This window comes from Hyphomicrobiales bacterium (assembly GCA_030688605.1).
GTDB lineage: Bacteria > Pseudomonadota > Alphaproteobacteria > Rhizobiales > NORP267 > JAUYJB01.
Genome location: JAUYJB010000096.1, coordinates 1 through 13,733, shown reverse-complemented (window position 1 = coordinate 13,733; position 13,733 = coordinate 1). Strand labels below are relative to the sequence as shown.

General features: G+C 61.8%; 8 protein-coding genes. All 8 read right to left on the bottom strand.

Annotation, left to right across the window (positions count from 1 at the left end):
- Positions 1-6,588: hypothetical protein (locus tag Q8P46_10530; GenBank protein MDP2620593.1), on the bottom strand; the 6,588-nt coding region annotated here is incomplete at its 3' end.
- Between the two features lie 9 nt (positions 6,589-6,597).
- On the bottom strand, positions 6,598-6,897 hold the full coding sequence (locus Q8P46_10525) for a hypothetical protein (protein MDP2620592.1): 300 nt from the start codon (positions 6,895-6,897) through the stop codon (positions 6,598-6,600).
- 1 nt (position 6,898) lies between these two features.
- The gene (locus Q8P46_10520) at positions 6,899-8,296 is read right to left on the bottom strand and encodes a hypothetical protein (protein ID MDP2620591.1); all 1,398 of its coding nucleotides are present in this window, start codon (positions 8,294-8,296) and stop codon (positions 6,899-6,901) included.
- 11 nt (positions 8,297-8,307) lie between these two features.
- Positions 8,308-8,991, bottom strand: coding sequence for a hypothetical protein (locus Q8P46_10515; protein MDP2620590.1), 684 nt, complete (start codon positions 8,989-8,991; stop codon positions 8,308-8,310).
- Between the two features lie 2 nt (positions 8,992-8,993).
- Positions 8,994-10,379, bottom strand: a complete 1,386-nt coding sequence (locus Q8P46_10510; protein ID MDP2620589.1) for a hypothetical protein — start codon at positions 10,377-10,379, stop codon at positions 8,994-8,996.
- 38 nt (positions 10,380-10,417) lie between these two features.
- Positions 10,418-10,936, bottom strand: a complete 519-nt coding sequence (locus Q8P46_10505) for a hypothetical protein (GenBank protein MDP2620588.1) — start codon at positions 10,934-10,936, stop codon at positions 10,418-10,420.
- The gene (locus tag Q8P46_10500; GenBank protein MDP2620587.1) at positions 10,936-12,345 is read right to left on the bottom strand and encodes a hypothetical protein; all 1,410 of its coding nucleotides are present in this window, start codon (positions 12,343-12,345) and stop codon (positions 10,936-10,938) included. Before Q8P46_10500 ends, Q8P46_10505 begins: the two co-directional genes overlap by 1 nt.
- A 1-nt stretch (position 12,346) precedes the next feature.
- Positions 12,347-13,733 (bottom strand): hypothetical protein (locus Q8P46_10495; GenBank protein MDP2620586.1); only part of this gene is annotated, 1,387 nt, incomplete at its 5' end.

Sequence of the window (13,733 nt, the reverse complement as noted above, 5' to 3'; positions counted from 1 at the left end):
CTTCGCGGTCGGACTGCGCACGCGCTTCATAAGCTCAGGATCGTCCATCATCCCAACGGTCAGGCTTACATTGTCATCGGCCGCAGCGAGAATTGCTTCCTCCTCCATTTGCGCTATCTGTTCTGCAGCGATCTCTTTCAGGGTCGCCTCTTTCAGTGCGAAGCGGTCAACGAGCGAGTGCGGGACCACGATCGCGTCCCAATCATCGTTGGCGATCTGCTGCAGCGTCAGGTTGATTGTTTCAGGCGCAAGGTTGTCCACGTAGAGCACCGCGGCGGCCGGGTACATCTGCTGTATCGATGCAGCCACATCCTTGGAATTTGCGTTGTGCGCGAAGATCAGCGTCTTGCGCGCCATGCCGAGGCGACGCGATTCCACCGCGATACCGCCCATCGTGTAGGTTTTCCCGGTCCCAACCTCGTGCGCGTAGATTCCGCGCCGATTGACGATCCCGCGCCAGATAGCGTCCATCTGGTGCTTGCGAAGCGATAGCTGGTCTTCTCCGCGCGTGAGCGACATACCCGGCATAGACAAGAACGATCCGTCATACTTCGCATCAGCGATGGCGTTCATCGTTTCGTTGAAGTTCGTCTCCAACTCGATGCGGCGCTTATTCTCCTTCCACGCCCAGGTTGAGAACTCCTCGCGTAGCCGGATACGCTTTTCGTTGACTTCCGCCGTCCTCGCATCGTCGGTGTGCTTTACGCCGTCCTGGTCCTCGTAGGTGATCGTGATCCCAAGGTTGTTGAACGCAGCCTGCAGGATCCTATTGAACGGATAGAAGTTAGTGCCCCACAGTGTCTGCGCTTCTGGCCGTCTGTTCAGTCCGTGATCAGAGAACGAAACGCGCCACGCCCCAAGGCGGAATTCGATATCAATGCCGTCTGTCCCGGTCACGCCGAGAAGTTCCGATACGAAAGTCTTGTACTGCTGCACTCCAACCCATGGCGCGCCGAGCTTTGCCTCGATCAAGTAATAGGGTGTAGTCTCAGGAAGGACCTTGGTCAGCGCCTCGATGTTGCGCTTCATGTCCTGACCCTCTGCGGCTGCTGCCTGCGCCTCGCGCAGCTTGCGCCGCACGTTACCGGACAGGTAGACATCGGTCACTTCGTAGGTGCCCGCAGGAGTCCTCCAGATCGCGGCGAGGCCCTCCAGTTCCTTGATGATAGCCTCCGGCGTCGACTTGGACAGCTCAGCAATCCGCACCGGGTCGACGTCCACACCTTCGTTCCTGGCGATGGCGAAAGCATCGGCCACGGAAGGATTGTCGATCCGCGCGGCCTTGCGCATCGTCGACTCGAACAGGATCTTGGCAGGCTCCCACTTTGGCGACTTCTGGTCGCCCTTGTTCGACTCAAGCGCCATCAGACGCACGGTATGCGGGTCGCGCACCTTGTTGAAGAACGTGACCGCGCCGCCGTAGCGATTGATGCGACCATATTTCTTTTCATAGATTTGGTAGCGTGTGCGAAGGATCTCACGAGAGACCTCGATATCTCCCTGGCCAGATGTTTCTGCTTTTATCAGGGTCGAGTACGCGGTTCGAAGTTCAATCAGTGCCTTGATCTCAGCCTCGCGTTTGTTGTTTTCAGACGCAACCTTTCCCTTCCATTTCTGGATTTGATCGAGCGGCGCAAGGTATTCCCCGCGCACCACCGAAAGCTCTCCGCTGGTTGGGTGCACAAGGATGGTGTTTTCACGCTCCTTCGTCGTGTTTGCCGTGTAGTCGATCCCGCGCGCTTCCTTGCGCGTCTTGAACGCCCCCTTCGGCACGCGACTCGGCAAGGTGGCGAGCTGCTGCGGGAAGTCTGGCTGGCGATCGACGATCATCCCTGGCCTGCCGCTTGTAGTGCCATGGCCCCAGTTGAGCTTGCCGAGGATGTTCTCCGGGTTCTTCTCGTAATACTCGTTCAGGTTGATGCTGTTGTAGCCGATCTCGTGTTTGACGCTCTCTATCCAGCCGGCGGCGAGCGTGTCCGCTGCTGGCTTGTCGCGCTTACGCAGGATGATGAGGTCGGTGACTACGGCGGTGCCGGCGTAATTCTGGAACGCACCTGATGGCAGGCGAAACGAGGCGACCAGTTCACCTTTGCGAGCAAGCTCAAGCCGTATGTTGCGCCCCATCTTGTCCATGGTGCCGGCCGACGTGATGCCAACAACGAGACCGCCAGGGCGAACCTGGTCCAGCGCCTTCACGAAGAAGTAGTCGTGCAACGCTGCCGACAGTTGTGCGTAGCGCCGGTCGACCGGGCCCTGCGCAGCGAACGGCCAGTTGCCGATGATGAGGTCGTAGAAGTTGTCTGCCGTCTGGCTTTCCTCGTACCCCTTGATCTGCACGTTGGCGTCCGGGTACATCATCTGCGCCATCGATCCGCTCAGGAGATCCTTCTCGATCCCGGCGAGCTGGCTTTTCTCCATGAGATCGCGCGGCATGAGGCCGTAGAAGTTTCCGATGCCCATGCTCGGCTCGAGCACGCGCCCGCCCTTGAATCCCATGGCGCGCACCATGTCCCAGATGGTGGTGACGGTGGGCGGGTCCGTGTAGTGCGCGTTGATGATCGAGGTCTGGGCGCTCTCCCACTCCTCACGCCCAAGGTGCTCGCGCAGCCACTTGTCCTCAGCCTTCCATGCGTCGGGCGAGTAAGACCGTTCCCACGAACCCTCAAACAGCACTTGCCCGAACGAGCCCCACCCGACGTACCCTGCCATGGTCTCGCGCTCGACCTCGGTTGGGTCACGGTGCTCCGAGATAGCTGCATTGTAGGCGTCGATCGCTGCCCGGTTCTTGGCGAACCTTGCTTTTGGCCCAGCAGCACCGATCAGCCGCTCAGGATCAGCGATGTGGAAGTTGGCTAGGTTTTTCTTTGGCGCCGTGACCGGAGCTAGTTCGGCTGCTCCGGTTCCAGCAGCAGCGTTTCCGCCGACGCCTGCTCCGCCGAGTCCGGCGCCGACATCCCCGACTGAAGGTACTGCTTCTCCAGCTTTTGCTTCCGTCCCACGCACACCACCGCCTGCGCCCCCAGTATCCCCAGCTTCTCCAGGCGAGCCACCATCTTCGGGCTTCCCTGCTGCCACTGTGACAGTACCGTCTGCACCAGGGACTCGTCCAGGTTCTCCTTCGCCCGGTACTCCTTCGCCTGCTGTCTTATCGTCACCGCGTCCTGCTGCGTCAGAGAGTTGCTCATCTTGCATCTCCTTCTCAATCTCAGCTTCGGTCTGCATCCCTGCGTTGTCGAATCCAGGCCAGTTGCGAATTGCCGAGTACCACGCTTTCAGGTATGGCCTGACGGCCTCCCCAAGATCACCGATCATGGCCTTCGTGAACTGCGCGAAGGACCGCGCGCCAGCCTCGATGTGGTATCCGGCCAGGGTGACACCGTCCTGCATCATTTCCGGGTCGATGCCGACGTTCACCTGCCCGAGTTTCTTGCGCATGCGCTCGCGCGCAGCTTGAGCGGCATCCTTGGTGAACGTTTTGTTGGTATCGCCATAGGCAGGCTTTGCTGCTGGCGGTATTGGCGCTTCCTTCGGCGTCTCTGGAACAATCTTGGTTTCAGCCGGGGCCCCTGGGCGCAATGGCTGGACGACGAACTCGATGCCGCCGCCCGGCGTGCGCGTTGGGATCAGTGCAGCCTTGGTAGGCTCCGGCTCAGGGGCGCGGCGACGACGATCCCTCTCCTGCGAAGCAAGGTGGCGCTCGCTCCGGTTCCCCTCGACGGCGAGCTTGTCCAGTTGGATATTGGTCAGCGATTCAAGCCCAGTACCGCGCACTTCCGGCGGCACCATGTCGTCCGTGATGGCGAAGGATGTCCGCCCAGGCTTCGGCTTCGCTAGCGGCGCTGGCTGCTCCACGGGCGGCCCTTGCCCTTCGGTCGGGCGTGGAACTGGCCGATCGCCGGGCCTGGGGGCGGCATTGGGCTCTTGCGCGGGGCGCCCTCCGGGTGCTGGCCCGACATTGGCCGGCTTGGATGGCGGCTGTTGAAGATCGCCGCCGCCCGGCTCTGCGCCTCGTCCTCCTTCATCCCCTTTTTCATCATCCTTCCCTTGATCGCTTCGTACTGGGCGGGCATTTGGTGCTCCTTGATCGAGCGTTGTGGTGAGAGGGATCTCGGTGAGCTTGGGTGCTGGCGCAGCCTTCGGCTTCACGTAGGCGACCGCCTTCTTGTTGTTGCCGTTCTTGAGCCATTCCTTGAACTGGTCCATGCTCATGTGCGTGGCCCAGCCAAGCCTCGACGGGCCGCTCCCGTCGCTGAATCCCATGCGATAGGCGTTCAACGCAGAGACGGCTGTCGGGAACCCGAGCATGACCTTGTGCTCGTCGAAGTTCCCGGTCTTCGGGTCGATCTGGTCGACCACCCACACCTGCTGGCTGCCGGGCACGTCGCCAACGTACACGTCGACCTGCTCGCCGTCCGCGCCCTCGGTGCGCTTGATATAGCCGTAGTGCGCCGGCATGGTCACCGCCCAGCGCTCGCCGTCCGAATCAAGCCCTGAGCGCTCGGAGCCCTTGGCGTTTTCCAAGCTGATCTTCAGGCCTTGAAGGTCGATGTGAGCCTTTTGGTATGTCCCACTTTCCTTCTGCGCTTCGCTTGGAGTCGCTGCGATCCCAGTTGCAGCCAAGTCAACATCCTGCGTTGATTTCGCCTTCACTGGCTTGTCCGGCGTGTTCTCGCCCTCCGGCCCCTGTCCCCAGGTCACGCCCTCGTCCGGCCCAAGCTCAGCAGTCTGTCCGTCTGGAAACTGGACCTTCTTCGATTCTCCAAAATCCTCCAAGACGATGACGACGTCAGTTTCTCCGCCTGGCCAGGTGACGGTGACGCGCTCACTTGGCGCGGTTGCTATGGGCGCTTCGGCTGGCGGCTGTACCTCTGGCGCTGCCGCGGCGGCCGTTTCCGCCTGCACATGATCCTGCGCGGCCTGAATCTCGGCTTCCTGCTGCGCCGCAACGGCAGCGGCCTGCTGCGCTTGGTCCTCTGCGATCTTGGCAGCCGGTCTCGGATCTTCCAAGACGGCTTTGAGGGTTTCTGGGCCGGTTCCAGCCAATGGTGCCGGCCCAGAAGGCGTTGTTACGACGCTAGGCTGTGGCGGCTCCTGTCGCTCGATCGCTCCGCCGGCAGGGAGCGCCACGGTTTGCCCGCTACGATCGGCAAGGTGCCCAGCGCCACCATACACCGCCCCACCCATGACGCCGGCCAGCGTTGCGACCTTGAGATTCTGCCAAGCCTCGCCAAGCGTGATGTCCGGGTTGTACGTCAGAAAGGCATTCAGGTCTTGGGCGAGCTGGGTTGCCGCTTCTTGGCCACCTTCCGCCATCATGGTGTTCGCCAGGCGCACCAAGAACGGGCTACCAGGCCGCAGCGCGATCGCAAGCGGCAGGGCCTCACCAACCCCCTCGAGGACAGCATCAATCGTCGCAGCGACGCCAGCGAGGCGGTGGGAAGCACCTTTGTCGCGCGCTTCCCCATACGTACTGCCGGCTTGGAACGTGCCGCCACCACCACCGGCTATCGCCATGGCGGCGACCGGGTTGCGCGTCAGGATGCCGACAGCAATGCCAAGGAGCGTTGGTGGCGCCGATTGCACAAGCGACCATACCGCCTGCTGTGCAGTGTCCATGTTCTGCGGCGTCACAAGCTCAGTCTCGCGCTTGTACTGGTCGATTTGCGCTTTGACACGCTCTCCGGCCGCGGTCGACTCTTCGAGCCTGCGTTGCTGGCGCTGGATAGCGCTCTTTGGGATTCTGTACCCAAGCGGGTTTGACTGCTCGATCACCGTAGGAGCCTGCGTAGGCGGCCCGGCCATTCCAACCTCGGCTGGCTGCGGCTGTATCCCGAGCGCCTCCCTGCGCTGCGCGATCTCTTCCTCGACACCCATGCTCCGCACGTTAGCGAATGCGCTTTTGACGGCAGCCACCATCCCGGCTGAAGCGTTGGTCAGCACACCGCCTTCTCCGGTCCATGGCGCGCTTGGAGCAGCAGGAGGCGCGGATTGCTCTCCTGGACCAGCAAACGGATCCTTGCCAGCGGCGACACGTTTGCGCGCGTGCTCAACGGCCTTCTGATAGTGCGCATCGGTTGGCGCGCCACCAGACAATAGGTGGTCTACCTCTGGCTTCGTCAGTGTCGGCACAAGCAGTGGCGCATATACCTTCTTGCCACCTTCGTCAAAGTCGAACGACAGCTCAGTCGATATGTCTCCATCTGGGCGTTTCAGTGGGCCGAAATATCCCTGCCCCTTCACACCCGGCGCTCCGGCCTCTCTGCTTAGTGGTGCGTTTTTGGGTGGCACGTTCGAGGTCGGCGCAACTGTCTCGCGCCGCAACGGTCGCAGCGCACGATAAGGTTCGCTTGCCGCGGCGATCTCCTCCTGTGTCGGTGGCGGCTCTGGTGGTGCGTCAAGAGGCGCATCGAGCGGAATCGCGCGCAGTTTTACCCGCGCAGGCGCAACGGCTGGCGCCGCTGGAGCTGGCTTTGGCGCCGGCCCAGCCAAACCAAGATTTTCCTTTACGGCACGGTCAATGACGTCGTCCGCCGTCCCATCGGGGAACCGCAGTTGAGTGCCGTCAGATAGGCGGGCGATGCGCGGCATAGAACTTTCTCAGGCGTCACTGGCCAAAACAGGAAGTGGTCGCTCTATGTTATGGCAGGCGCCATCTGAATGATACTGTTCCGTTATTTTTTCCACCACCAAGACACCATCCTTGGAAACAAATCTGTTGTCACCGCCGTCTGGATGCGAGCAGCCAATAAGGTATCGGCTAGACTGATTCCACCTATCCTCCTCAGATGGCTCATTGTTTGCTTTCGTCATAGAGCAGTATTCTTTAAGAGCTTCAATCACTCTTAGGTACATGCATTTCTCATCTTCCGGGACTTCCAGTGTCAAGGTTAGTTTCATATCAATACTCCTTCTGCGATGTAGATTTTATTCGCCTGCCACTCGCATCATAATCGATGATCTGCCCTGCGGGCCCAGCGGAGGCCGGGCCTTCAGTTCCGGTAGCTGGCGCACCTTCAAACTCCCCTGGTTTCGGCAAGATGGCATCGACCTCTCGCACAATATCGGCCTGCGACCTTCCGCTGTTCCTCCAATGAGCCTGCGCCTTGAGGATCGCATTCGCCCTGAATTGCGCTCGCTTGTCAGGGTTATCCGCCGCCATTTTGTACATTCTCCACGCTTCTGCGGCATTTTTCGCGATCCCTGATTCGACCATGTAGTCGATTGTCTTCGTGATCGCAGTTCCGCCAGCCGCACCGCCACGACCTACCGGGTTCGGAGGAAGGCGCGCGATCTGCCCGGACTTCTTCACGTTCATTTTCCGGTCGACGCCGAATACCTCTCCGGTTGGCGAGCGGTCAAAGTGGACAGCCTCGAACTCAGGCTTCACCGACTGCGCTTCGGCTAATCCAGCTTGGTGCGCCTGCTGTGGAGTGGCATTTGATGCGACTGCGTGCATGTATCCCTTGGAATACGCCAAGACCTGTTCAGGGTTCTTAGCCTTCCCGATAGCTTCAGCGTTGTCCATGCTCGTCATGAGTTTGATGGCGAATTCCTGGTCGTTCAGGGCTGCCTCTGGAATTCCGAGCTTGTACTGTTTATTGATGGTGCGCATCAACAAGATGTCGCGGTTCTTCCCAGCATTGACGAACAGCGTAAGCGCGTCATGCTCCAACTTGCGTTGCTCGATATCAAACTTGCGTCGCTCGGTAGAGGCGGTGCGCTTGGCAGTTATATCGGCGGTAACCATACCCATCGCGTCAGCGCCGGTGCCAGGCGTCTTGGCGAGCTCGGTTGCCATTTCTGAAAACCGATTGACTGCTGGATTTCTCGCTGCTGGCTGAGCCGCAACGGACGATATCGCGGGCGCGGTCACCCCGGCGGCGGGCGACCCCGGCGCCGGCGCGGCGACAGGCATTTGTGGCGACCCGGTTGTAATGTCCGGCGCGCCGCCGTCCGGCGGGTAGCTCTTGACGATTACCGAGGAATCCGGCAATTCCTTGTCCAGCGGTGTTTGCGGAGCGACTCGCGGATCGGCTGAGAAGGAGGAAATCGCCGGCACGGCCGGGCCCGCCGCTGTAGGCGCTGGCTGTGGCGCTGGTGCTGCTTGGGTAGTGGTCGGTGGATTGAAATACACCCCAGCCGCGCGCCGCCGGGCCGCGTCAACGCCCTGCGCCTGCTCGTACTGCATCCGGCCCATGAAGTCGGCATTCTCCTGCCGGTTCGCCTGGTCGTTGCGCGCGACGTTCGCGTTGAACAGCTCAATCCCCGGCCGGACGCTTGCGAATTGGATTGCCATGATGCTCTCTCCTACGCGAATCCCGTCTTGAACCCGCGATACCTGCTCTCCCGGTCGGCGTCCTTCACGGCATTGGCGAAGAAACTGCCGATATTTTGCAACGCGGCATTGTTCGAGTCAGCGGTTGTCGTGATCGCATTCGCGCCAGCGTCAGCGCCGGTCGTGTTCACGTTGGCGACCTGCGTCCCGAGATTCGACGCCAAGTTCGCCGCCCCCGTCGCCGCGCCGGCCCCGCGCGAGGCGAGCGTGTTCGCCGCGGCATCAGCGCGCCCCGTGTTCGCCGCGACCATTCCGGCGCGCCCGCGGTTGTTCACGTCGTTGATGGATGCGGTCAGGTAGCGCCCTGATCCGCGCAGGCCGCTCGGCGTGGCGGTGACAGCCTGCCGGCGCGTGTCGGCAAGCTGGATCTCCTGCTGCGGCGTCAACTCGTTCGGATTCTGGGCCATGACGGTGCGCAGGTAATCGGCAGCCGGCGCGCCAGCGGCGATCTGCGGCTGCAGGTAGCCTTGCGCCGTGGTGTTCGCGGACGTGAGCACTGCACGGTTCGCCGCAGCGTTATCTGCAGCCATCTGTGCGGCGCGCTGGTTCGCGCTCGCGACTTGGCTTGCACCAACGAAGTTGGAAATCGCTGCCGGTGCGCTGCGAGCGATCCCGTTGGCGATTCCATTCCAGTCCCAGCCGTCGAAGAACCCCATGGTCAGTACCTCCGAGCGAACATCTGGCCAATCCCTGGCGATGGCTCCGCCGGAACCTGCCCGGGCACGTTGAGCATCGGATCAGACGCGGCTGGCTGCGGCATCCCTGACGGACCAGTCATCGCTTGTAGCGGTGCGCTCGGCTGACCCATTGGCATCATCCCGCCACCGGCCATCATCGCATCATCATTCACCCCTGGGTCCCACTCACCGCCGCCGCCCGGCATCGCCGCGTTGGCCATTTCCGGGCTGTGGCCGATCATGGCCGCGTGGTCACCCATCCGGTTCATTTCTCCTGAGTCCATGCCGCCCATGCTGGCCTCGGCCGCCTCAGCGGCGAACGGGGTGACGAATGAGATCATCTGGGCGTAGATTTGCAGCGCAGATTGGTAGTCACCATTCTGCACTGCCTCGACGGCAGGGTCGATGAACTGCGCCTTGATCTGTTGGAAAATCTGCACACCGTCTTGGCGCGCGCTCACTGCTTCAACCACGATAGGCGCGATCGCGTCGTACTCTCCGATCATCGCTTGGCCCTGTGGGGTGGCGGACAGGATGTTGTCGCGGAATCCGCGCAGCGCTTCGAGTTCCATGCCGTTGTCGGCGCCGCCGGTCGCCATGACCGCTTCGGTGATGAAGCAATCAGGAACGATTGAGTCCATGAAGTTACCGGCAGTCTCGACAGCCTTTGGTATCAGGTCGTTCTGGACGATCATGTTCGCCGCAGCGTATGCGGGGCCACCGCCGAACGCTGGCGCAGCAGCACCAGCAGCTTCGCTAGCCCCTGCGGCTGCGTCGCTCATCGGAAATGAGCCTTGCGCTCCCCATCCGGTTGCTTCTGGGGCAACGGTGTCGATGACATTGCCTGACATGCCGGACACGACACTCGGACCTTCGGCAAGAGCTGCGACACCAGAAGGTGCCGCGCTTGAATACGGGGCGAAGGAGTTCATGTAGTCGCTCACGTTTCCAGCCATGCCTGAAAGCACACTCGGATTTTCGGCGAGCGCACCTACTCCAGTGGGCTTTGCGCCGGCCCCCCATGGATCGGAGACCGCCGGTGCAGCGGCCGGCGTGAGCGCGTTCTTGAGGCCCCTGAATCCAGCCTTCATGCCTTCTCCTGCCAGCACACCGCCAGCCTGAGTTGCGAGCGTCCCGGCAAGGCTCGGCCGCGGCACGTTGCCGGCGCTGAACTGCGAGATCCCGGGCCCGCCAGCATCGGACGTCGGCGGCTTCGGCGCGGCAGGGTTGATCCCCGCCGATTGCAGATAGGTCGGCTGCTGGAGGTTCCCGGTCTGCGCGTTGGTCGAGCCTCCACGGAATCCGAGCGCCTTGGTGGTGGAGAACCGCGGACTCTTGGTGTTGGAATTGAACTTGTCTTCAGCCATGGCAACCTCTCTCGAATAGAGCAGCAAAACTACTGTGATCAGGCAAACCCGGTGCATATCCCGTCCTTGAAGCTGAGCGTCTTCCCGACAAGGCTCGCCGTCGTCACGTCCTGCGTGATCCCCGCGCTCGAATCGCTCGAGCTGAACGAACCTTCCATTGTCCCACCGGTGATCGCCACCGCGCCGTTGTCCTGCAACGCCATACTGCCAAGTCCCAACAGTGTATTGGCGGCCGTAGCGTTCGCGGCGGCCAGGAGCGTGCGCGCAAAGGCGGTCAGATCGGCCAGTGCCCAAGCATCTGGCCCAGTGTAGTAGGCGAGTTTGTCAGCAGCACTGACCAGCGCGGCCAGCGCGGCGAGCGCCGGGTAGTTCGCCTCGAACAGCGCATTGAACTGCGCGGTGAGTTCGATCGGAAAGTTCTGTGTCTGCAAGAGCCCGCCCGCCAAGATCCCCTTGGTGTAGAACGAGTTCATCCACTGCATGACGGCGATCAGGTCATGCGCCGGGTCACCGGTCAAGCGCGGCGGCGGGTCGATCGAGTTGGCGATACTGGCCATCAGCTTGGTCTCACTTCGGCTTCGAGCTTCACGATTTCAGCGCTCACGGCATCCGTGACCATCCACTCGAACTGCCACGTCGACATGGCGCTCCCCATGCCGCCAAACTGGATCGTGTTGTAGGTGTCGCCAGGCCGCCCGAGGCTGCGGTACTTCCACTTTGTCCTGCGTGTTCCATCCCGAATGCACCGGAAGGCGATCTTCGGCGGTTCGTCATCCTCGCTGCTGCTCGAGCCAACACCACGCTTGACGCGCATCCGCACGTTGTCGACGAAGGCCGGCCCCCAGTGATCCATCGGCGCCGTGCGCCCGAGCATGCGCTGCGTCTGGCCGACGTTGGAGTAGACATCGGTGTCAAGCTCGTAGATAACCCCGTTCCCACCAACGAAGCGCCGTCCCCATATTTCCTCGTAGGAGCACCCAGGCCACTTCACCGGCACGCCGCCGTCGAACCCGTACAGGGTGTACCACTTTTTCTGGCGGTAGTCGTACAGGCACGTGATGCCCTTGGTGTCGTAGACGTTGGCCGCTTCAGGGATCTGCAGGATGATGAACTTCTGGCCCTTGATCTGAACAGGCGCAGCCCAAGCGTCTGTCCAGTCGTCCACTTTCTCGAAGGTGGCTTGCAGGTCGTCGCCGACGGCTTCGGAAACTTGGCCGGTGAACCGGACGAACTCATAGGTGCTGTTGATTGCGAAGTTGCCTTGGTCGACCGCGACCAGCGTGTAGGGCGCGAGCACGCCCTCGCCAACCGACCAGCGGCGAAAGAACGGCGTCGTGCCGGATGGCAGGCGCTCGAACTGCTCCACGGAATCGACGCCGGTGAGGAGCAATTCGCGGTAGGGTGACACCAGCATGCCGTTGATCTCGTCAGGCTTGCCGTCTGCCGAGAAGGTATCGAGCGGGTCCCACGTCCTGAAATCGTTCGCGCCTGAGTGCTGGAACCGCCCGCTACTCACTTCGACGGCGACCAGATACCCGTCTATGTAGCCGACGTGCGTGGAAAGCGGTGCGTCCGCAGATAGAATCTCGGTGGTCTCTCCAGCCAAGCGGATAATCTGCCCGCCGGCCGCCATGACCAGTTCGTCGTCGGTCTCATCGAAGATCACGCGCCGGCCGCCAGAGACTGGCACGCCGGTCACATCGGATACGGTCCCGGCGCGGTCGATGCGGTAGACGCGCGAGTTGCTTACCGCAATCAAGTCGCCGATCGGGGCCTTCCACCCATGCAGGTAGGTCGGAGAATTTCCGGGCAGCGTGACGAACGCCTTGAGCCCAGGGAACCTGGAGTGCGAACCGCTCTCCGTGATGAAGCAATTCTCAAGGGCCGCAGCAGACTTGCGCAGCACAGCCTCCTCCACGTTGAGGAACATCTTGGCCGACAAGTCAATGTTCTGCCACTTGCCCATGTCATCCAGCCGAGACCTGCACCGAGATTGACCACTCAACCGTCTTGGCCGCTGCGCCAGCTACCATGACGCGCACCTTGCGCGCGGTCACGCCGAAGATCGCCGCCCATGCCGCATCCGTCTCAACGGCTGCGGATGGCGTGTTGATCGTCCCGAGCAACACAGCATTCTGGTGCGCCATGACGCCATTGGCGAGCGCGCTCCCGCCGGCAGAATCAGTGATTGTCTCGTCGTCGACAAACTCGCCTGTGATATCCCGCAGCGTGACTGTCCCGGTCGCGCCAGCATCGGTATCCGCCGTAATGCGCGCCGTCGCCCCGGATGTGCTCCCGGTGAGTACGGCGCCAGCAGTAAAGTTGGCTGTCTGGTTGTCGTAGGCGAGCGTCGATCCTGGCCGGTAGGCTCCCTGCGTGATGTGGTAGACGGCCGTGTCGATGACGTTCCGGCCATTGCCGATCACCTTGGCATCGAGAAAGACCACTTCGCCGGCCGCGAGGTCATAGGACCAGCCCTCCGTGGACGTTGCATCCGTGGTGATACCGGCCGATCCTGGGGCGTCCCCAAGCGATGTGCGGATCCGCATCCACTGCGTCGCGTCGCCGCCGGCGATCGCAACCGTGGAAGATTCCGTGCTGTCCTTGGCGATGATCGTGTTCTCGACGCTGGTCAGGGTGTAGGTGCCTGCATTGAACTCCCCGCGCTCGAAGATCACATCCTGGCACTTGCCAGTAAAGGACATGGCGGCCGAAATGATGAAGTCCGAGATGTGCAGGCCGACAACCGAATTCTCAGCCACCAGCGTCGTGTCGCTGCCATCCTCAACGGCGATATCGGTTGTATTCCCTGACCACCAGCAGCCGTCCATGTCGGTCCAGCGCGCGCCGGTGCACTTGAAGGCCGTACCGGTGTTGTCCTCGAACCCCACGTCATTGATGCTGTTGTGCCAGCACTTGCGGTCAACGAACCCAAGGTGCACGCCTGCCGTGGTGCAGTTGGTGACCTTTCCGCCAGTCCACTCGTTGTAGCGGAACTCGTCTCCGTCAGCGCTCACACCGTTGATGTCGCCCTTGAGAAGCGCCCCGGTCACCGCGTTGTCGAGATAGAGATCTTTCCAGTCAGCGCGCCGGCCGCCCTGAACAGAAAGGCACGTCTCGAAGCGCTTGAGCGTGACGTTCCTGAACCGCGTTTCGTTCTTCGCCTTTGAGAACACGCCGATCGAACTTGCTCCCACGTTGACGCCATCTATAGTCAGCTCGGCGAGTCCTGCTGCATCCCCTGAGAACGTGACAGTAGCCGCTGCAGTTTGGCTTTGCAGTGTCGTGACGCCGCGCCCCTGGCCAGTCAGGAGAACATTGGCGGGCACTGAGAATGACGTGTAGGCATACGTT